This window comes from Polynucleobacter sp. AP-Melu-500A-A1, assembly GCF_018882125.1.
Taxonomy (GTDB): Bacteria; Pseudomonadota; Gammaproteobacteria; order Burkholderiales; family Burkholderiaceae; genus Polynucleobacter.
Genome location: NZ_JACVOZ010000001.1, coordinates 455,081 through 476,076, shown reverse-complemented (window position 1 = coordinate 476,076; position 20,996 = coordinate 455,081). Strand labels below are relative to the sequence as shown.

Annotated in this window: 20 protein-coding genes; 9 read left to right on the top strand and 11 right to left on the bottom strand. The window is 45.3% G+C overall.

Annotation, left to right across the window (positions count from 1 at the left end; genetic code table 11):
• Positions 1–5 precede the first annotated feature (5 nt).
• Complete coding sequence (gene gap, locus ICN38_RS02560; protein WP_216254667.1) at positions 6–1,034, bottom strand: type I glyceraldehyde-3-phosphate dehydrogenase; 1,029 nt, start codon at positions 1,032–1,034, stop codon at positions 6–8.
• Positions 1,035–1,073: 39 nt separating this feature from the next.
• Positions 1,074–3,068 (bottom strand): transketolase, encoded by a 1,995-nt coding sequence (gene tkt / locus ICN38_RS02555; protein WP_223146589.1) that lies wholly within the window; start codon positions 3,066–3,068, stop codon positions 1,074–1,076.
• A gap of 44 nt (positions 3,069–3,112) precedes the next feature.
• Here tkt and ICN38_RS02550 point away from each other — a divergent pair, with 44 nt between their 5' ends.
• The gene (locus ICN38_RS02550; protein WP_216254665.1) at positions 3,113–3,874 is read left to right on the top strand and encodes a 16S rRNA (uracil(1498)-N(3))-methyltransferase; all 762 of its coding nucleotides are present in this window, start codon (positions 3,113–3,115) and stop codon (positions 3,872–3,874) included.
• 35 nt (positions 3,875–3,909) lie between these two features.
• Here the strand turns inward: ICN38_RS02550 and ICN38_RS02545 are convergent, their stop codons facing one another.
• On the bottom strand, positions 3,910–4,530 hold the full coding sequence (locus tag ICN38_RS02545; RefSeq protein WP_216254663.1) for a barstar family protein: 621 nt from the start codon (positions 4,528–4,530) through the stop codon (positions 3,910–3,912).
• A gap of 128 nt (positions 4,531–4,658) precedes the next feature.
• A complete protein-coding gene (locus ICN38_RS02540) occupies positions 4,659–6,980 on the bottom strand; it encodes an NADP-dependent malic enzyme (protein ID WP_216254661.1) in 2,322 nt (773 codons plus the stop codon).
• 84 nt (positions 6,981–7,064) lie between these two features.
• On the opposite strand from ICN38_RS02540, the gene thiL reads away from it, so the two are divergent.
• The 3 genes from thiL to ICN38_RS02525 are packed head-to-tail and all read left to right on the top strand — an operon-like array spanning position 7,065 to position 9,149.
• A complete protein-coding gene (thiL, locus tag ICN38_RS02535) occupies positions 7,065–8,084 on the top strand; it encodes a thiamine-phosphate kinase (protein ID WP_216254658.1) in 1,020 nt (339 codons plus the stop codon).
• Positions 8,081–8,638 (top strand): phosphatidylglycerophosphatase A, encoded by a 558-nt coding sequence (locus tag ICN38_RS02530; RefSeq protein WP_216254655.1) that lies wholly within the window; start codon positions 8,081–8,083, stop codon positions 8,636–8,638. The genes thiL and ICN38_RS02530 overlap by 4 nt, the downstream gene beginning before the upstream one ends.
• Positions 8,639–8,645: 7 nt before the next feature.
• Positions 8,646–9,149 (top strand): nicotinamide-nucleotide amidohydrolase family protein, encoded by a 504-nt coding sequence (locus tag ICN38_RS02525; protein ID WP_216254652.1) that lies wholly within the window; start codon positions 8,646–8,648, stop codon positions 9,147–9,149.
• A gap of 11 nt (positions 9,150–9,160) precedes the next feature.
• On the opposite strand, the gene corA is transcribed toward ICN38_RS02525, so the two are convergent.
• On the bottom strand, positions 9,161–10,126 hold the full coding sequence (gene corA / locus ICN38_RS02520; RefSeq protein ID WP_216254650.1) for a magnesium/cobalt transporter CorA: 966 nt from the start codon (positions 10,124–10,126) through the stop codon (positions 9,161–9,163).
• Between the two features lie 73 nt (positions 10,127–10,199).
• On the opposite strand from corA, the gene pyrF reads away from it, so the two are divergent.
• Positions 10,200–11,045, top strand: a complete 846-nt coding sequence (pyrF, locus tag ICN38_RS02515) for an orotidine-5'-phosphate decarboxylase (protein WP_216254647.1) — start codon at positions 10,200–10,202, stop codon at positions 11,043–11,045.
• Between the two features lie 33 nt (positions 11,046–11,078).
• On the opposite strand, the gene mtgA is transcribed toward pyrF, so the two are convergent.
• From mtgA to mpl, 6 genes are read right to left on the bottom strand one after another with little or no spacing between them, the layout of a single operon-like run.
• Positions 11,079–11,822 carry a monofunctional biosynthetic peptidoglycan transglycosylase gene (gene mtgA / locus ICN38_RS02510; protein WP_216254644.1) on the bottom strand — a complete coding sequence of 248 codons (744 nt, stop codon included), beginning with the start codon at positions 11,820–11,822 and terminating at the stop codon, positions 11,079–11,081.
• An 11-nt stretch (positions 11,823–11,833) separates the two neighbouring features.
• A complete protein-coding gene (aroE, locus tag ICN38_RS02505; protein WP_216254641.1) occupies positions 11,834–12,736 on the bottom strand; it encodes a shikimate dehydrogenase in 903 nt (300 codons plus the stop codon).
• Positions 12,737–12,794: 58 nt separating this feature from the next.
• A complete protein-coding gene (locus ICN38_RS02500; RefSeq protein ID WP_216254638.1) occupies positions 12,795–13,649 on the bottom strand; it encodes an energy transducer TonB in 855 nt (284 codons plus the stop codon).
• Positions 13,633–15,645, bottom strand: coding sequence for a ribonuclease catalytic domain-containing protein (locus tag ICN38_RS02495; RefSeq protein WP_216254635.1), 2,013 nt, complete (start codon positions 15,643–15,645; stop codon positions 13,633–13,635). Before ICN38_RS02495 ends, ICN38_RS02500 begins: the two co-directional genes overlap by 17 nt.
• Before the next feature lie 2 nt (positions 15,646–15,647).
• The gene (fabG, locus tag ICN38_RS02490; RefSeq protein ID WP_216254632.1) at positions 15,648–16,382 is read right to left on the bottom strand and encodes a 3-oxoacyl-ACP reductase FabG; all 735 of its coding nucleotides are present in this window, start codon (positions 16,380–16,382) and stop codon (positions 15,648–15,650) included.
• A 53-nt stretch (positions 16,383–16,435) separates the two neighbouring features.
• Complete coding sequence (mpl, locus tag ICN38_RS02485) at positions 16,436–17,833, bottom strand: UDP-N-acetylmuramate:L-alanyl-gamma-D-glutamyl-meso-diaminopimelate ligase (RefSeq protein WP_216254629.1); 1,398 nt, start codon at positions 17,831–17,833, stop codon at positions 16,436–16,438.
• A 26-nt stretch (positions 17,834–17,859) separates the two neighbouring features.
• On the opposite strand from mpl, the gene ICN38_RS02480 reads away from it, so the two are divergent.
• The 4 genes from ICN38_RS02480 (at position 17,860) to accC (ending at position 20,981) form a co-directional block, all read left to right on the top strand.
• The gene (locus tag ICN38_RS02480) at positions 17,860–18,387 is read left to right on the top strand and encodes a redoxin family protein (protein ID WP_216254626.1); all 528 of its coding nucleotides are present in this window, start codon (positions 17,860–17,862) and stop codon (positions 18,385–18,387) included.
• A 241-nt stretch (positions 18,388–18,628) separates the two neighbouring features.
• Positions 18,629–19,078 (top strand): type II 3-dehydroquinate dehydratase, encoded by a 450-nt coding sequence (aroQ, locus tag ICN38_RS02475; protein WP_216254623.1) that lies wholly within the window; start codon positions 18,629–18,631, stop codon positions 19,076–19,078.
• A gap of 37 nt (positions 19,079–19,115) precedes the next feature.
• Positions 19,116–19,568 (top strand): acetyl-CoA carboxylase biotin carboxyl carrier protein, encoded by a 453-nt coding sequence (gene accB / locus ICN38_RS02470; RefSeq protein WP_216254620.1) that lies wholly within the window; start codon positions 19,116–19,118, stop codon positions 19,566–19,568.
• Between the two features lie 48 nt (positions 19,569–19,616).
• Positions 19,617–20,981: an acetyl-CoA carboxylase biotin carboxylase subunit gene (accC, locus tag ICN38_RS02465; RefSeq protein WP_216254616.1), complete on the top strand. Its 1,365-nt coding sequence runs from the start codon at positions 19,617–19,619 to the stop codon at positions 20,979–20,981.
• The last annotated feature ends 15 nt before the right edge of the window (positions 20,982–20,996 follow it).

Below are 20,996 nucleotides of genomic sequence, written 5' to 3'. Positions count from 1 at the left end.
GTTAATCACTTAACTGCCATTAAAGCTTCAGCGGCATTGAGCATTTGGACTGAATAACCCCATTCGTTATCATACCAAGCCAATACTTTGACCAATTTGCCATCAGCAGAGACTCGAGTTTGAGAAGCGTCGTAAATACTTGGACGTGGATCGTGATTGAAGTCGATAGAAACCAATGGCAAGGTATTAAAGCCCAAGATACCCTTGAGCTCACCTTCGCTAGCAGCCTTCAGGATGGAGTTCACTTCATCCACACTAGTGGCCCGACTTGCAGCAAAGGTTAAGTCAACAACGGAAACATTGATGACCGGAACGCGCATTGCAAAACCATCAAAACGTCCTGCAAGTGCTGGCAATACCAAACCTACTGCTTTGGCAGCACCTGTCTTGGTTGGGATCATGCTGGTCACAGCGGAACGCGCACGGCGCATATCCTTGTGATACACATCCGTTAATACTTGATCGTTGGTAAACGCATGGATCGTCGTCATTAGTCCGGATTCGATACCAATTTTTTCCAACAATGGTTTAACTAGTGGAGCTAAACAGTTTGTAGTGCAACTGGCATTGGAGACAACCACATCAGTGGACTTTAAAACATTCTGGTTCACACCATACACAATGGTGGCGTCCACATCTTTTTCGCCGGGCGCAGAAATCAATACTTTCTTTGCACCTTGGGAAATATGAACCATGGCTTTTTCTTTAGAAGTAAATTTGCCTGAGCACTCTAAAACCAGATCCACGCCCAACTCACCCCATGGGGTCTCTAAGGGATTGCGAGTTGAAAACATTTTGATGCGATCGCCGTTTACTACCATGCAATCACCATCCACTTTAACTTCTGCAGGAAATCGGCCATGAGCTGAGTCGTATTGGGTTAAATGGGCATTGATATCAATATCACCCATAGCGTTGATCGCCACAATCTTGATATCCCGCCTTGGTTTGCCATTAACTTGATCTTCATACAAGGCACGTAAAACCATACGGCCAATACGCCCATAACCATTAATTGCGACACGAATTGTCATTCCATTCCCCTTACTAATATAAATTCTGTAATCAATACTTTATTTCTGAGCGATGCATTGCTTAACCGTCTTTGCAATCTGATCTGCTGTTAAACCAAAATATTCATACAAATGTGGTGCTGGCGCCGACTCGCCAAAGGTATCAACTCCATGTACGGCAGCACATCCATATTTCCACCAGAAATCACTCACGCCTGCCTCAACTGCAATACGTGGAATATTGGCTGGCAATACTTTTGCTTTGTATGCAGCATCTTGTTGGTCAAAGACAGTGGTCGATGGCATTGAAACTACTCGCACGGCTAAACCCTCTTTTTCTAATTGCGCTGCAGTCTGCAAAGCTAAGGCAATTTCGGAACCAGTAGCAATAATGACCGCATCAATTTTGGCCGACTTGGGGTCGCGTAATACATACCCACCACGAGCAATCTCTTTTACTTGAGCAGTGCTACGAGATACAAATGGGCAATTTTGACGGCTAAAGATCAAAGCGCTTGGACCATTCTTGCGCTCAATTGCCGCACCCCAAGCAACGGCACTCTCGGTAGTATCACAAGGCCTCCAAACCATGAGGTTTGGGATCAAACGCAGGCTAGCTACCTGTTCTACTGATTGGTGGGTTGGCCCATCTTCACCCAAACCGATTGAGTCATGGGTAAACACAAAAATACTGCGCAGCTTCATCAAAGCAGCCATGCGCAAAGCATTGCGACTGTAGTCTGAGAAGGTTAAGAACGTACCACCAAACGGAATATAGCCGCCATGCAAAGCAATACCATTCATGATAGCGCTCATACCAAATTCACGTACACCGTAGTTAATGTGGTTACCCCATTGGTTCCCGCGCACCGCTTTACAGGTAGGCCAATTAGTCAAGTTAGAACCTGTTAAGTCGGCTGAGCCACCCATAAATTCTGGAACGGCAGGTGCCAATGCTTCAATCGCATTTTGACTAGCCTTGCGAGTCGCTACTGTCTCCGCTTTTGATTCACAAGTTTTCAAATAGGCGTTGAGAGTCGCTGAAAAATCTTTTGAAAGATCACCTTGCATGCGACGCTGTAATTCAGAAGCGAGCTCAGGATATTTATTTTTATAGGCTTGAAATTGTTTATTCCAATCATGCTCAATTGCCTGACCACGCTTTTTAAAATCCCAAGCTGCATAAATATCTTTCGGAATTTCAAAAGGAGCATAAGGCCAATTCAAAGCAACGCGAGTCGCAGCAATTTCAGTTGCGCCTAATGGTGAGCCGTGCACTTTATCGCTCCCAGCCATATTGGGCGAACCTTTACCAATTGCGGTCTTACAGCAAATTAATGTTGGTTTATCACTCTTCTTCGCATTGGAAATCGCAGCGGATATAGCCTCCGCATCATGGCCATCTACATCCCGAATCACGTTCCAGCCATAGGCTTCAAATCGTTTTGGTGTGTCTTCATTAAACCAAGACACTACTTTGCCATCAATCGAGATGCCATTGTCATCCCACAAAGCAATTAACTTATTGAGCTTTAAGGTGCCAGCCAATGAACATACTTCATGACTAATGCCTTCCATCAAGCAACCATCACCTAAAAATACATAGGTGAAGTGATCAACGATCTTGTGACCTGGGCGATTGAATTCTTCAGCAAGTAATTTTTCAGCAAGCGCCATACCAACTGCGTTCGAAATTCCCTGTCCCAATGGACCAGTGGTAGTTTCAATGCCCGGCGTAATTCCATACTCTGGATGACCAGGTGTTTTGCTATGCAGCTGACGGAAATTTTTCAATTCTTCAATCGGTAAGTCATAACCTGTTAGATGCAAGAGTGAATACAACAACATCGAACCGTGACCGTTAGATAAAACAAAGCGATCGCGATTTATCCAAAGTGGATCAGTTGGGTTATGTTGTAAATGCTCATTCCAAAGTCCAACAGCAATGTCTGCCATGCCCATTGGCATGCCAGGGTGTCCTGAATTAGCCTGCTGTACTGCATCCATGGATAAGGCGCGAATGGCATTTGCCATGCGAATTTGTAGGTTTGACATCGTAAAAGTGGTCTCGAGGAAAATAAATTGGCTATATTTCAGTAATGCCTCAATTTTATCTTCCCGGGCCATGGGATTCCCAAAAGCCAAATATCCTTACTCCAGAGCTCGCTCACCATTTGCGAGTCCGGCGGATCCAGATCGGGGAAACCTTCCCAATATTTGATGGAAATGGTCAGATTGCTCATGCCACACTCCTCTCTTTGACTGGAAAAACCGGACAAGCACAGCTTAGTAACATCCGAATCGATACCCATCGTGAGACTCCTTATGCCATTACTTTGGCTCAAGGACTTGCTGGTGGAGACAAAATGGATTGGATTGTGGAAAAAGCAGTGGAAACCGGGGCTCAAATCATAGTGCCCCTTCAGTGCGAGCGCTCAGTGATCAAACTCACTCGTTCTAGCGATGAGGAGCGCGCCCTAAAACGACTTGCCCACTGGAATGGAATCATTCAGGCTGCATGTGAACAATGTGACCGTACAGTTTTTACCAGGCTAGAACCCATACAAACTTTTGACGCCTATTTGAAAGCAAGTCCTAAGCCAAAACTAAAACTGCTATTGAGTCCAGATGCAACTAAAAGTATGTATTCCGTATTGGCTGAAAATTCACCGCAAGATATCGTACTCATGATTGGGCCTGAGGGTGGACATTCGCCCGAAGAAGAGGCTTTGGCACAGAGTGCAGGCTACCAAATCGTTTCTCTAGGCGAGAGAGTGTTGCGTACTGAAACAGCGGGCGTAGTGGCCATTACAGCCGTCCACAGCATATGGAATCCTGAAATGCAAAATCGCCTCAGATAGAGGCGATTCATGCTGTTTTCTAAAGGGCTTGAGGGTTAAGCGAAGGAATAGAAAACGCGATACGGTGTGCGACGCTCAGCCCAGAAATCCACTGCATCACGGAACACATCTAAAAGTGTTTCGCGTGCCTCTTTGTCAAATTTCTGAGTGCAAGGCAATCCTTCAAGCACTACTACGAAACCAGGTTGAGGACCAGACTTGTCTATCGTTGTAGTCAGAGCATCTAACAAAGGATCAAAGTTCTTTGCTTGTTGTTTGGTAAATGAGTATGCGATCGCGATCGACTCTAAAACCTCGCCTTTTGTCATTGCATTTGCACAATTGGCATAAATGAAATGTTGCCCAAGCTCAATAGCAGCCTCTTGTAAATCAGGCGTGCGGAAAGCGCGTATAGATTGGACGATATTAGGACGCACACTGCGCAACATTGCCGGCGGTCCGGCATCGCGAACGGCCAAGGCGGCACGCCAAGAAGCTGTCACTTTTTTCCCCGAAACTTGATTTGCTGCATATGTTTGTAAACGAGATAAACCGCCATGTGCATAAATATTGGCAGCCGAAGATTCGGTTTCAAGGCGATCATTACTATCCCAACTTTCAGCACGGCTATTTTCTTCAAAGCTGGCTGTATTGCTGTTTTCAGAGCGATTATTCATGATGGATGCTAGATTACCCTTAACCCGCAATCAAATCAAGCCCAAATACAGTGAATTTTATATAAATCTTTGATTTATATAGGAAAAATATATGTAAGCACGCACTTACTTACATATATTATCAGCGCCTAGGAGATCCCTCTGGCATTGCTGGCGGCCTCAACCACTGCCAAAGTAGTCACATTCACAATCCGGCGAACTGTCGCTGCTGGGGTCAAAATATGAATTGGCTTAGCCACGCCCAATAACAATGGTCCTATAGCAATACCATTTCCTGCAGCTGTTTTTAATAAGTTGTAAGAAATATTGGCGGCATCAATATTAGGCATAACTAGGAGATTTGCATCACCTTTTAATGATGAACTAGTCACAGCACCTTCACGAATTGACGCATCTAAGGCGCTATCACCATGCATCTCACCGTCAACCTCTAGGTCAGGGGCAATCTTCTGAAGCAATGCCAATACTTCACGCATCTTGATTGCTGAAGGTGCATTGCTTGAGCCGAAATTGGAATGCGAGAGGAGTGCAACTTTTGGTACTAATCCTAACTTACGCATTTCGCTAGCAGCCATCAAAGTTAACTCGGCTAACTCTGCAGCTGTTGGATCTATATTAATGTGCGTATCTACCAAAAATACTTGGCGACCTGGGAGAATCAAACCAGACATTGCACCATAAACATTTGCACCTGGCTCATGACCCACTACCTCGTCAATGTATTTCAGATGGGTAGCAGAATTGCTCACGGTTCCACAAATCATGCCATCTGCCATTCCCTTAATAATCAAGAGGGAACCAATTAAAGTATTGCGACGACGCATTTCTAGCTTGGCAAATGACTCAGTCACCCCCTTGCGCTCAGTCATACCTAAGTAGGTTTGCCAGAAGTCACGGAAACGGGAATCATTTTCTGGATTGACTATTTCAAAATCATCGCCCGCCTTCATGCGCAGACCAAACTTCTCAATTCGATGCTCAATCACCGCGGGACGACCAATCAAAATAGGAGTCGCTAGGTGCTCATCAATAATGATTTGGACTGCGCGCAATACGCGCTCATCTTCGCCTTCTGGGAAGACAATGCGTTTTTGATTGGCTGGTACACGCTTCGCAATACTAAAGAGCGGCTTCATCAAGGTGCCAGAGTGGTACACAAATTGTTGAAGCTGATTGCGATACGCATCAAAATCTTTGATCGGTCGCAAAGCAACACCATCATCCATGGCCGCCTTTGCAACCGCAGGAGCAATTACGGTAATTAAGCGTGGATCAAATGGCTTCGGAATTAAATATTCGGGACCAAAAGCAAGATTCTCGATACCATAAACGGAGGTAACCACTTCGCTTTGCTCAGCTTGAGCTAACTCAGCAACCGCCTTAACGGCAGCCACTTCCATGCCACGGGTAATGGTTGTTGCACCAACATCTAAAGCACCCCGGAAGATAAATGGAAAACACAAAACATTATTGACCTGGTTCGGATAATCAGTACGTCCTGTTGCCATCACTGCATCTGGGCGAACTATCTTGACTTCTTCAGGCAAGATTTCTGGCGTAGGATTTGCTAAGGCAAATACTAAAGGCATATCTGCCATCTTCTTTACCATCTCAGGCTTAAGTACTCCACCAGCGGATAGACCTAAGAAAATATCTGCGCCCTCAATTGCTTGGTCTAAGGTTCTTAACTCTGTTTCTTGGCAAAACGGCTCCTTCTCAGGATCCATTAATTCTTTCCGACCTTTGTAAGCAACACCAGCAAGATCGGTTACCCAAATATTTTTACGTGTAATACCTAAATCAACCAAAAGGTCTAAGCACGCTAGGGCCGCTGCTCCAGCGCCAGATGTCACCAACTTCACATTAGCTGCGTCTTTGCCAACAACCTTTAAGCCGTTCAAAATTGCAGCTGCAACCACAATCGCAGTTCCATGCTGATCATCATGAAAGACAGGAATCTTCATACGCGCTTGCAATTTGCGCTCAACTACAAAGCAATCTGGTGCTTTGATATCTTCCAAATTAATGCCGCCGAAGGTCGGCTCTAATGCCGCAATGATTTCAACTAACTTGTCTGGATCATTCTCATTGATTTCAATATCAAATACATCAATGCCTGCAAATTTCTTAAAGAGTACAGCTTTACCTTCCATCACTGGCTTACTTGCCAATGGTCCAATATTTCCCAACCCCAAAACCGCTGTACCGTTAGTAATCACTCCAACCAAGTTTCCACGCGCGGTGTACTTAAATGCATTGGCTGGATCTTTAACAATTTCCTCGCATGGTGCAGCAACACCAGGGGTGTATGCCAGAGCTAAATCGCGTTGATTGGTAAGTTGCTTAGTTGGGGCAATCTCAATCTTTCCTGGAGTCGGAAACTCGTGATAATGCAATGCAGCCTCTCTAAGGTCTGCAATTTGTTGGTCTTTATTATTTTCTTTGCTCATCAACTAACTCTTGGGAATAGGCGTATTGGAGAGTTCAATTCTATTCCTCCTAGATGTCTGCCTGCCAACAGCCTAAAATAAGGCATGCATTCTCCATCTGACCCACTTGGTGAATTTGACCTGATCCAACGTTTTTTTAAAACAGGGGCTCAGGCTTTGAAATCAAACTCGAGCATTGCGCTTGGCATTGGCGATGACTGCGCCCTACTGCGCCCTACTGCCGGCCAAGAAATCGCCATCACTTCAGATATGTTGGTAGAGGGTAGACACTTTTTGTCTGGAGCCAACCCTGAGCTATTAGGCCGCAAAGCCTTGGCAGTGAACCTTTCTGACCTTGCAGCCATGGGCGCAAACCCTCTGGGATTTACCTTGGCGCTGGCACTTCCCAAAGTAGATTCTGCATGGCTTGAAGGGTTTAGCAAGGGCTTGTTTTCCATGGCGAATGAGTATTCATGCTCATTAATCGGGGGAGATACCACTGCAGGCCCACTAAATATTTGTATTACGGCATTTGGCAGCATTCCCATTGGAAAAGCCATTCAACGAAAAGGGGCAAAAGTTGGGGAAGATATTTGGGTTTCAGGTGAACTGGGAGATGCGAGACTCACACTTGCTGCGCTGCGTCATGAAGTTTTACTGCCTGACTTAGATTTAAAGCAGATTGAGCATCGTATGCATCAACCCACACCTCGAGTGGAGTTGGGCATCCAACTCAGAGGGATTGCCTCTGCTGCATTAGATATCTCAGATGGATTACTCGGGGATCTAAAACATATCCTCAAGGAATCTCAAGTAGATGCGCAAATATTTTTAGATCTACTTCCCAAATCAGCAATTTTGCGAAAGCAAAGTGAGGCGCTACAAAATGAATTTGCCGCGTGTGGCGGTGATGATTATGAAATTTGTTTTATCGCCCCAAGCGATCAGCGCAATGTAATTGAAAAACTCAGCAGTACACTGCACTTACCATTTACTCGAATTGGTCAAATTACGGTAATGAAAAATACCGAAGCAAGTATCGTATTAGTTTCTGCTGATGGAAAAAGGATGAGTGATTCCGATACAAAAATATTATTGAAGTCATTCGATCACTTTGCATCATGAATCAAGTAATACATTCCTCGCCAGCAAAACCTTCTTTTAAATGGGTTTTCCAAACTGCTGGCCGTACGCTAGCCTTTGGCTTTGGAAGTGGTCTTAGCCCTATAGCGCCTGGTACTGCTGGCACCCTCTGGGCTTGGGCAGCATTTTTGCTTGGAGAATACTTTCTCTCAACAGAGGATTTTTTATGGATCATTGGGGGCGGCATTTTATTGGGCTGCTGGGTATGTGGTCATGCTAGCGAAGAGTTAGGTAAGAAAGATTTTGGTGGCATTGTTTGGGATGAAATCATTGCTTTTTGGTTGGTGCTTATATTGATTATGCCCACCAATATTTGGATGCAAGCAGGTGCTTTTGCAATCTTTCGATTTTTTGATGCAGTCAAGCCAGGCCCTATTGGCATGATTGATCGCTACTTTAAAAATATTGAGGGAGATAACTCACCTTCCAGCATCACGCAAATTATTTGGAGGGGATTTGGCATCATGGTTGATGATCTTGCTGCTGCCTTCTTCACGCTCCTGATCATGGCATTACTACAAGTATTGATGCGCTAGGAAAAATGTGAATACACTCCAAACCGCCGAAGAACTGGCGAGCCTTTTAAATTCTCAGGGCTGGAAAGTGGCTCTCGCAGAGTCTTGCACTGGTGGACTCGTATCTGCAACATTGACAGAGTTAGCAGGCTCAAGCAACTGGTTTGAACGGGGCTATATTACCTATAGCAATCAAGCGAAGACCGAGTGTCTAGGAGTCCCATCGGAGCTCATTGAGTCTTATGGTGCGGTTAGTGAACCTGTTGCAAAAGCCATGGCTGAAGGTGCGCAGCGCTATGCTAAGGTCAAAGCGGCAATCTCTATTACAGGCATTGCAGGACCCTCGGGTGGATCGATTGAAAAGCCAGTGGGAACCGTTTGCTTTGGATGGGCTATCCAGAGTCAGGGTACTGTGACGACTACTTGTAAGACCAAGCTCTTTACGGGCGATAGGCAAGCAGTACGCCAACAAGCAACTCTTTTTGCCTTAGCAGAACTATTGGCTTTACTGAAATCTACAAACCCTGAATGACATTACGTTAATTACTTCATCCAGCCTTTGCTGTGGAAGTAAAAAAGTGGAATGATCGCGGAAACAATCATGGCAGCAATAGCCATTGGGTAACCCCAAGTTTCATCCAGCTCTGGCATGTATCTATAGTTCATGCCCCAAATGCTAGCAAGCAATGTAGGTGGCATTAAGGCAACCGATACCACCGAGAAGATCTTGATGATCTTAGATTGGTTCAAGTTAATGAAACCTACTGTGGCATCCATCAAGAAGTTAATCTTATCGAATAGGAATGCGGTATGGTTTTCTAAAGAATCGATATCACGCAAAATTTGACGGGCTTCTTCTTGCTGCTCGTCTGACAATAACTTGCTACGCATGAGGAAAGACAGAGCTCTACGGGTATCCATCACATTGCGACGAATACGTCCGTTGGTATCTTCTTCTGTTGCAATCGTTTCTAAAACTTCAGCAGCATCTGCATCATTAATATCATCTGACAGAACGCGCTTACCTGCACGTTCGAGATTTTCATAAACTTCTTCAAGCGCATCAGCAGAGTACTCGGCATCTGTTGAGTAGAGATCAAGCAAAACATCTTTTGCGTTACTTACCGAACCTGGACGTAAGCGTGCACGTAAACGTACTAGACGGAACACTGGAAGGTCTTCATCATGAATTGAGAATAAGACTTGTTTTGTGAGGACAAATGCCACTCGAACGTTACGAGAAGTTTCTTCTTCATCTAACAAGAAATCGGTGCGAATATGAAGATGACCATCATCAGCTTCAAAATATCGAGCAGATGCCTCTAGGTCACCCAAATCATCTAATTCGGGCAAAAGGACTCCAAAAGCCTCTTTAATCCAAATGAGTTCATCCTCTTCTGGATCAACAACGTCGATCCAGATAGGATTGGCATACTGCAATAATTCATTGCGATCTTCGACTTGCTCTTGAGAGAGGCGGCCATTTTGCAGGACGAACAAGTTGATCATGGTGAACTCCTAAGGAATGTGCGCTAGTTTATCCTATAGCAGATGACACTTTCACTAAAATAAGCGAAATTCAATGAACTCAAGCTCAAATACCTTTAACCAGCAACTCCAGTCTGCATGGGCTTCTCAAGGCAGCATGCTGTGTGTTGGTTTTGACCCCGACCCAAAGCGTTTACCCCAGTCCTTACAAGGCAAGCCTGAGAGCATCTTTGAGTTCTGCCGAGATATCGCTGATGCTACGGCAGATTTGGTCTGCGCGTTCAAGCCACAGTTTGCCTACTTCGCATCCCAAAGAGCCGAAGCTCAATTAGAAAAACTCATCAAACACCTTAAAGATACTTACCCCCATATTCCTGTAATTTTGGATTCTAAGCGTGGGGATATTGGTAGTACTGCTGACCACTATGCCATGGAAGTCTTTGAGCGCTATGGTGCAGATGCTGTTACCGTCAGCCCCTATATGGGATTTGACACCATAGAGCCTTATCTCAAACATACCGGCAAAGGGGTAATAGTGCTCTGTCGAACCTCCAATCCAGGGGGCTCTGATTTGCAATTTTTAAATGTATCCCCTGATGGTCAGCCACTTTATCTCCATGTAGCTAAATTGGCGGCACAGCAATGGAATAGCTCAGGTCAAATTGGCCTTGTTGTTGGCGCCACATTCCCAGATGAGATTGCAAAAGTACGTGCCATAGTTGGCGATATGCCATTACTCATTCCTGGTATTGGAGCTCAAGGCGGTGTTATTGATGCGACAGTTAAAGCAGGCGCCATCGCCAATAAACCGGGTACTGGAATGATCATTAATTCGTCTAGGGCTATTTTGTATGCGAGCTCGGGCAGTGATTTTGCACAGGCAGCGAGAACTGTAGCTCTCAATACTCGAGATGCACTCAGAGCTGCTGTAGCCAAATAAACACGCCAAGAGTTAACGCTGATTACGCATTGGCTATTTACTCAAGCCACTCTTGGATGTTGGTGTTAGCGCTACTCTATCCATATATTCCAAAATAAATTCTTGGCGAGTCGGAAAGTGAATATTGGCCTTGCGGCAGTATTGTTGCTTGTCAAAACATTTCGGTGCAGGCAAAGCAGAGGCTAAAGCTGCAGACTGGTCTCGATCTAGCGCTCCTGGGGAAGTTGCATAGTAATGCGCAGAAGCCGCGCCAATACCAAAGATACCTTCCCCCCACTCTACCGAGTTGAGATATATCTCAAATAGGCGCTGCTTAGATAGCGTGACCTCCAATAAACCAGTAATGACAAGCTCTTGCGCTTTGCGAAAATAATTTTGCTCCGAGGATAGGAATAAGTTTTTAGCGAGCTGCTGTGTAATGGTTGAGCCACCCCGTAATACAGTTGTCGCTTTATTACCTTTTCTGCGCTTTTCTTGATTCTTTTCCCATGCCTTTTGCATATCTTCTACACGAACACCCTTGTGCTGAAAAAAGATATCATCTTCACTCACTAAGACTGCCCGTTTCAAATTCCCGGAAATTTTGTCATAGGGAGTCCACTTAGACTGAATGGGGCAAGACCAATGCCATGAACATAAGCGCCAACGCTCGGCCCTCTGAAAGGCCGTGCTGTCGGGGTTAAGCGTAGTCCAAAGGCCAATTTGAATAGCAAAATACACTTGCATTGCTAAGAAACCGCACAAAAGACATTTAATTGGATAAGTAAACCAACGCATGGGCGTTAAATTTAACTTCTGAGTTCGGCTAATACTGCTCGTGGATCAATAGAAGTAGCCAGGTCTGACCCGCGCCAGAGCAAAAATGCATCAGCTGCTTGTTCAACCAACATTCCTAGACCGTCACTGACTCGCGCGCCTCTTTGTAAAGCCTGCTGCATGAAGCTACTTGTTTTGCCATAAAGCATTTCATAAGCAAATGAGCTGGGTGCGAAAACATTCGCTGCTGCCAAATTACTTAATGGCGATTGATTATCCAAACCTGCTGCAGTTGCATTAATTACCAAATCAAAGGGTGCTGTGTTTTTTGAATCCTCCAAGCCCTCATGAGTTGTAGACTCTAGGATCGTGTTATTCATTTTGGCTTGATCCGTCATTAAAGTCACCAATTCATCAGCTTTTGCGCTAGATCGATTTGCAATGACGAGATGTTTAGGGGACTGATCTAACAGAGGTGCCAAAACTCCGCGCGCCGCCCCACCCGCCCCTAAAAGTAAGATGCGAGCACCTGCAATGGCAATTCCTTGTGCTAGCAAATCTCGTACTAATCCAGCACCATCAGTGTTATCACCGTAAATCTTCTCATCTCTAATCCATAGAGTATTCACTGCTCCGGCCAGTTGCGCTCTAGGAGTTAGCACATCCGAAAAAGCTTTAGCATCTAACTTAAATGGCACTGTTACATTCATACCCTTACCGCCCGCTACAAAGAAATCATGCGCTGCTCTTACAAAGCCACCTAGCTCGGGCTGTAAACGTCCGTAGTGCATTGCTTGTTGGGTTTGCTGCGCAAACTTTGCATGAATTAAGGGTGACTTACTATGCGAAATCGGATTGCCTGTAACGGCGTACACATCTATCCCTTCAAATAGTCTTGGATCGGTATGTAAATCAGTAGAAGCGGGTGATGTCATGATGAGTAGAGAATAAGCGAATTTTTCAGGTATTTCTTGGACTATTTTTAAATAGAAATTAACGTCGTAATTCCAATCGATCAGCGCCGTCACGGCCAAACTCAAAAGTAGAAACCCAATCTAGGACATCGATCTGCTTACGCATTTCCGAGGGGAATGGGCCAAAAGGCGCTGAAGCCCTTACGATGGCTAAAGCTTGACGATCAAGCTCAGGATTCCCAGAACTTCGTCCAATCGATATTCCATCCTTACCTTGAGCATTGCTGGTTATGAAGCCTTGGGCATCAACGCTCACCACAATAATGAGGCTGCCATACAAAGGTCGTCCATTCGCTCGTGGAAAAAATGCACTTCCGTAGGCTTCAATCTTTTGGCGCATAGCATCGTAGTAGTGAGCAAAACTGACTGCCTTAGCATTTGCGCCAGTTAATACTTTGCGGCGTGGCTCCCGACTATCTGCCTGTAAACGCTTTGCCAACTCTGCCTCTAGAGAATTGAGTTGTGGGTTCATTTTTTGCTCATCGCCGCTTTTACGTCCACTAGACCGTGCACGCTGCTCGTCTAACTTTACCAACATTTGTTTTTGCTGTTTCTCTAACACCTCAAGGCGAGCCTCGGCACCCAAGCGCGCACGGTGCAAAGCAGTAGCATCTTGATTTTCAGTTTTTCCGCCACCCTGTAAATCTGCTTGAGCCAATTTATTCGCCTGTGCAGGAGGAGTCTTACTACTCGCATTCACCAACACCACACTGAGTGGCGTATTGAGTCGGCGGCTCTGTATTTCTCCGGCACCCCAACGAACAGATAAAAAAATAAGATGTATTACCAGTGATGCGCAAAGGGCAAATTGAAATGGATGGCGACGCCAAGCCTTCTGAAGATAGAGGATAGTGGGATTACTCTGGGCTTTCATCTTCAGCTGGGTTTTCGGCAAGCTCTTCAGCAATCTTTATTGGTGACTCAATTTCCAATACCCGTACACTGGCACCTAACTGCAATAAATCTACATCGGCAATGACCACTTGCGCACGGGTCATGCGTGGATGGGTAGCCAATTCTGGAATAGTAATATGCAAGGGCACCAATTCCACTCGTGACATACCCTCTTTGAGGTGACAAACATTCACGGTTCTTGATCCACCCTCCTGCGCAATCCAGCGTAAGCACCAGTACTTCTCTAACCTATCTTGATATTCGCCATAAGCTTGATAACAAGACTCAAAATCTGCAGCAATGCCCATCAGACTTGCATCCCGCGGAGGAAAAGGCGCAACCATCTTGGCAGTCACACCATGTTGAGCTAAGGCTAGTAGTTGCCATTGATTCACCAAGTCAGAATAGCGTCGCAATGGTGAAGTGCACCATGCGTAGTAATCTAATCCTAGGCCCTCATGGGGTCCTGGAGTAGTTTGCATCCGAGTACGCAAAGGACCCCAGCCCTTTTGGGTTCTAAAGAGCCCAGGCAAGCCATGGTCAGCAAGTAACTGTCCTGAAGCACTATTACAAAAAATCATCCACTCAGCAACAATCGTATCGAGCACGGATCCGCGCTGGCGAGGAATAATTTCTACGTGCCCTTCACCATTTAACTGATCCACTTCAAAATAGAAGTCTCTTGCCAAAGCATTGGGATCTAGCACGCCGAGCTGCTCGGCACGCAGTCCATTAGCAATGCGTTTCTCTTGACGGCCAGCATGAAGCAACTTGGCCGCTTTCCACAAAACCGCTAACTCTTTATGGTTTGGATAGCTCGCCCCATCATCAAGCAAGCTATCTTCGCTGACTAAATGGTCTAAATCCTCTAGGCGTAAATTGGCAGTCATGGGAACCATCTCCGCTCGCATTTGTAAAGACTCACGATTTACGAGACCCTGTGCATCTATATCAACATAGATTGATAGCGCTGGGCGCGGAGCACCTTCATCCAAGGAAAATTGCTTAATCACTGAATCTGGCAACATCGTAATTTTGTTACCAGGAAAGTACACCGTAGACATACGATTGCGAGCTACTTGATCTAAGGGATCATCTTTGGTGATCGCTAAACCCGGTGCAGCAATATGAATACCAATACGATGTGCGCCTCCCTCTAGATCCGTCACTGACAAAGCATCATCAATCTCGGTGGTGCCTGCATCGTCAATCGAGAATGCCTTAACGTCAGCAATTGGTAACTGTGCAATAGCGGCTTCATAGACTGCCTGATCTACACCAATACTTGCTTGATGTGCATCACCATGCGGAAAATGGGCTTTCAAAAACATTCCTTGGTGATAGGCCAAAGGTGATTCAATCGCGCCACATCGAATCATTAATTGCGCAGGCGACTCACCCATCTGGGTACAGGCAGCAATCAAAGCCTTATAGGCAGCAGTATTTTTGTCAGGAGAAAAGAGTAATTGACTTGCAGAAGACTTGAGAGTTTCTGGAAAAACACCTTGTACCAACTCTTGTTGCCAAACACTTTGTTGATCCAATTCTTTTTGTTTACGCTCTAAAGCTGCTAAACCTGCCTGCAATTGCTCAAGGGGAGCTCTCTGAAAACGGCCACGACCCTTACGGCGAAAGAAGACTGGGGCGCCTTGCAATGCAATCGCCAAGGCAACTTGCTGTGAGATGCTTGCTTGCGCGCCAAAATACTCATGAGCAACATCCACCAAACTAAACTCTTCTTCAGGAGCACAATCCCAAAGCAATTGAAGATCAACATCTTTAGAGAGTATCTGCGCCTCATCCATTACGGTCTGCGCTTCAGGCCTCTCAAAGCGTAACCATACCTCTTTGGCCTTGAGTTTGATTTTCTTTCCTGACAGACTACTTGCCTGCCAAGATTCAGTGTCACCAGAACCCGAAGCAGACTGCACAGTAGCGAGTTTGATATCCCCGCCCTCTTCAAATAAAAGATTCATACTTAGAGGGAGATCCCGCCACTCGCTTCCAATGCCACTCCGTTGACATAACTTGCTTCATCGCTCGCTAGAAATAAGTATACATTCGCCATTTCTTCTGGTGTACCCAAGCGCCCAAGCCAACTGCGTCGCTCAATATCTTGCAAAATATTTTCCGGCATAGCCTTAACCATCTCTGTGGCAATAAAGCCAGGACAAACTGCATTCACCCGAATGCCTTTGGGGCCCAATTCACGCGCCCAAGTTTTCGTAAACCCAATCACACCAAATTTGGTTGCTGAGTAATTGGTTTGTCCAAAATTTCCATAGATCCCCACAACGCTAGATGCGTTCACCACAGCACCAGAGCCAGCCTCGAGCATATGCGGAACAACCAGTTGAGTGCAATTAAACACCCCCTTGAGATTCACATCAATCACGGTATCAAACTGCGCCTCTGTCATTTTGATCAGACGTGCATCCTTTGTGATACCGGCATTGTTAATCAAGATATCAATACGTCCATGTTTTTGCATCACTTGATCGACTACCGTCTGAATGCTGGCGCGATTAGTAACATTCATCTCGTAGGGCTCAGCATTGGGAATTTGTGCAGCAGCGCCTATAACAGCCTCTAGATTCATGTCGGCAATCATGACCTTCGCACCCTCTTCTGCGAAACGCTTCGCCGTTGCAAAGCCAATGCCCTTAGCTGCACCAGTAATGATTGCTACTTGATCTTTTAATCTATTGCCCATTTATTTCTTTCTTGTTTTAACTGTTTCTACGCAATCTATTGCTTAATAGCAATTTATACCGCAAGGGCTTTCAGTATTTTTTGATGCACCCCACCAAAGCCACCATTACTCATCACCAAAATATGGTCTCCTGGCTTGGCCTCCTGAGCTATAGCCTCTACTAAAGCATTTAAATCATCAAATGCTTTAGCTCTGCTTAGGTTTTGGCTATTTAAGGGCGCCAGTACCTTATCTAAATCCCAGCCCAAAGATTCTTTACCTGAGCTAGCCCCATAAGCAAAAATGTTGTCTGCTGCTTCCAGGCTGGCAGGAAGTTGTGCTTTCATTACTCCCAATTTCATCGTATTGGAGCGTGGCTCTAATACCGCCAAGATACGAGACTTGCCTACACGACGACGCAATCCATCAAGAGTGGTGGTAATGGCAGTAGGATGATGTGCAAAGTCGTCATAAACCGTAATGTCATTCGCTACCCCAATCGTTTCTAGGCGACGTTTCACATTTCTAAACACCGCTAAAGCATGCGCCGCTTTTTCTGGTGATATACCAATATGATTTGCAGCAGCGATAGCAGCTAAGGCATTTAGCTGATTATGTCTACCCATGACACCAGAGTCACGAGCCCACTTTACTGTAGCCACTTCTTTGCCAGACTGTCGAACAATGAAACCATCAGCCTCTTGCGTAATGAGAGACCATTCGTTATTTAAATCTTGCCCAAAGCGCTCTACAGGAGCCCAAGCTCCGCGCGTCACAACCCGCTCCAGAGCTGGCTCCTCGCCATTCACCACCAATAAACCATCGCCTGGAACAGTACGGACCAAATGGTGAAATTGCGTTTCAATTGCGGCAAGATCAGCAAAGATATCAGCGTGATCAAACTCTAAATTATTGAGTAATGCAGTTCGGGGTCTGTAGTGCACAAACTTACTACGCTTATCAAAAAAAGCAGTGTCGTATTCATCTGCTTCAATCACAAAATATTTACCTTCACCCAAGTGTGCAGACACCGTGAAATTGAGTGGCACACCGCCAATTAAATAGCCGGGCTGGTATCCATTGAATTCCAAAATCCAAGTGAGCATTGCTGAAGTGGTTGTTTTCCCATGAGTGCCTGCAACTGCTAATACATGCTTGCCGTATAGAACCTGTTCACCTAACCATTGCGGACCAGAAATATAGGGAAGACCTTGATTGAGAATAGCCTCCATCAAAGGATTGCCACGAGAAACCACATTGCCGATCACAAATAAATCGGGCATCGTCTCAAACTGGGATAATTGATCAGGAGAAAATCCCTCAATGAGTTCAATGCCCTGAACTTGGAGTTGCGTACTCATTGGTGGATACACGTTGGCATCGCAGCCTGTAACGCGATGTCCAGCCTGACGAGCGATTGCGGCAATGCCGCCCATGAAGGTGCCGCAAATGCCGAGGATATGTATATGCATCTGCGAATTTTAGCGAAGGAGTAGCAGTGAACCGAAGACAGTGGCTGATAATCAGCCTAATTAGCCTTTTGGCACTTTTGGCTGGCGTCTTTAGCTCCCAATGGATTTCCAAAGTAGGACTTGCTAGCGACCCTGCCGTAAAAGCTTTTTTTGCTAATTCTTGGCAAACGCCAGATGGTAAATCAGTTAATTCTGCAGATTGGCAAGGGAAAATCCTGGTAGTGAACTTTTGGGCCTCCTGGTGTCCCCCTTGTGTTGAGGAAATGCCTACTTTAGACTTGTTACAGAAAGACTTTTTGCAGCAAAATGTCTTAATTGTCGGCATTGGCATTGATTCGCCCTCTAATATTCGTGAATTTCTTAAAAGTACCTCCGTTTCTTACCCCATTGTGATCGGTGGACTTGAGGGCAGCAACCTTTCCAAACAGCTGGGAAATACTCAAGGTGCTCTTCCCTACACGATCATCATCAATTCCAAAGGCAAAGCGGTATTTAGTAAATTAGGAAAGATAAGCGAAGAAGAGCTCAGAAAAGCGATTAAAACAGCTTTATAAGCAATTTTGGATACTCTTATTATTACTTGGCTTTTTCCTTTTTTGCCAAGGAAAACTGCCTTCTAACCCCTTAATTTTCAATATGTAGTACTAAAAATGGGTATTTTTTAGCCTTATCAAATCCCTAAGCGGGTATACTTTCCCCCTCATGGAATGAACTATCAAATTCATCCAGGATGCATTTGTAGTCAAAAGCCGAATTTAGCAATTGATACTTAACTGCCTCTAAAACTAGGGAACTATGTCGAAAAAAGCTTCAATTCTCGTTATTCAGGGCCCAAATCTCAATTTATTGGGCACCCGTGAACCAGAGGTTTATGGAAAAACAACTTTAGAAGATATCCACAAAAAACTTGGTGAGCTTGCAAAAGCCCATTCAGTAGAGCTTGATACCTACCAAAGTAACCACGAAGGTGAATTAATCGATCGCATTCAAAAGGCCAAACAGGATGGGGTTGATTTCATCATCATCAACCCAGGAGCATTTACCCATACCAGCGTAGCCTTACGTGATGTTTTAGCTGGTGTCGCTATTCCATTTACGGAAATCCATCTTTCTAATATTCATCAGCGCGAAGAATTTCGCAAGCACTCCTATTTATCAGACATTGCCACTGGTGTGATTTGTGGTCTGGGTGCTATTGGCTATGAATTAGCCCTTCAAGCGGCTATTACTCGCTTACAAAAATAAGCTTCATTTATAGAATTACAAGAGAGGAAGTACTCATATGGATCTGAGAAAACTAAAAACCTTGATCGACCTAGTTTCTGAATCAGGCATTTCTGAGTTAGAAGTAAATGAGGGTGAAGACCGTGTGCGTATTGTCAATACTGGTTCAGCGTCGCCTGCTGGTCAAATGGTGAATACAAATCCGGCGTCAGCCCAAGTAATGCAAGCTGCGCCTATGCCTATTACTCCTGTCCTTGCCGAAGAGCCAGTGGAAACAGGTTTTGTTGCTCGCTCACCAATGGTGGGAACTTTCTACCGCGCCCCTAATCCTGAGTCGCCAAATTTTGTAAATGTCGGTGATATTGTGAAGGTTGGTCAAACGCTTTGCATCATTGAAGCCATGAAGTTACTCAATGAAATTGAATCTGAAAAAGATGGTGTGATTAAGCAGATTTTTTGCGAAAACGGTCAAGGCGTTGAATTTGACCAGCCACTTTTCATCATCGCTTAATTATTCTGCACGTTTTTGCAATCCACTACCACCTAACTCAAAGCCGACATGTTCGATAAGATTTTGATTGCCAATCGGGGGGAAATTGCTCTCCGTATCCAACGAGCGTGCCGCGAGTTAGGAATAAAAACTGTCGTGGTGTACTCGACTGCTGATAAAGAAGCTAAGTACGTAAAGCTAGCGGATGAAGCGGTGTGTATTGGCCCAGCGCCATCACCATTGAGTTACCTCAATATGCCAGCAATTATTTCTGCAGCTGAAGTAACAGATGCAGAAGCCATTCATCCTGGTTACGGATTCCTTTCTGAAAACGCTGACTTTGCTGAACGCGTTGAAAAATCTGGATTTGCCTTCATTGGCCCCACGGCAGCATCTATTCGTTTGATGGGTGACAAAGTTTCTGCTAAACGCGCCATGATTAAAGCGGGAGTACCTTGCGTACCAGGATCTGAAGGTGCATTACCAGACGACCCAAAAGAAATTATTGCAACTGCTAAACGTGTTGGTTATCCAGTAATCATTAAAGCTGCGGGTGGTGGTGGTGGTCGTGGCATGCGCGTTGTTCATACCGAAGCTGCCCTTCTCAATGCGGTGAACATGACCAAAGAAGAAGCAGGTCGCGCGTTTGGAAACCCACAAGTCTATATGGAGAAGTTTTTAGAAAAGCCACGCCACGTAGAAATTCAAATTTTGGCTGATACCCATGGCAATGCTATTTGGCTTGGCGAACGTGATTGCTCAATGCAGCGCCGTCACCAAAAAGTCATCGAGGAAGCACCAGCACCAGGTATAGATCGTCGCTTAATTGCTAAGATTGGCGAACGCTGCGCCGAAGCTTGCCGCAAAATTGCTTATCGTGGTGCTGGAACGTTTGAGTTCCTTTATGAAAACAATGAATTTTTCTTCATTGAGATGAATACCCGGGTTCAGGTTGAGCATCCCGTAACCGAAATGATTACTGGTGTCGATATCGTTCAAGAACAAATTCGAATTGCCGCTGGTCTCAAATTAAGCTACCGCCAAAAAGACATTGTCTTTCGTGGTCACGCCATTGAGTGCCGCTTAAATGCAGAAGATCCTTTTAAGTTCACACCAAGCCCAGGCAAAATTGGCTCATTCCACATGCCAGGTGGCCCCGGAATACGTGTTGATTCTCACGCCTATAGTGGCTACGTGGTTCCCTCGAACTATGACTCGATGATCGGTAAATTGATTTCTTACGGCAATACTCGTGAACAAGCGATTCGACGGATGCAAATTGCCCTCTCTGAAATGGTGATTGACGGAATTACGACAAACGTACCTCTGCACCGTGAGTTAATGCTCGATCCTAACTTCATAGAAGGTGGCACGAGCATTCACTACCTGGAACATCGTCTAGAAGAACAAGCCGCAAGCCGCGGAAAATCCTAATTGATACGGGTTCTT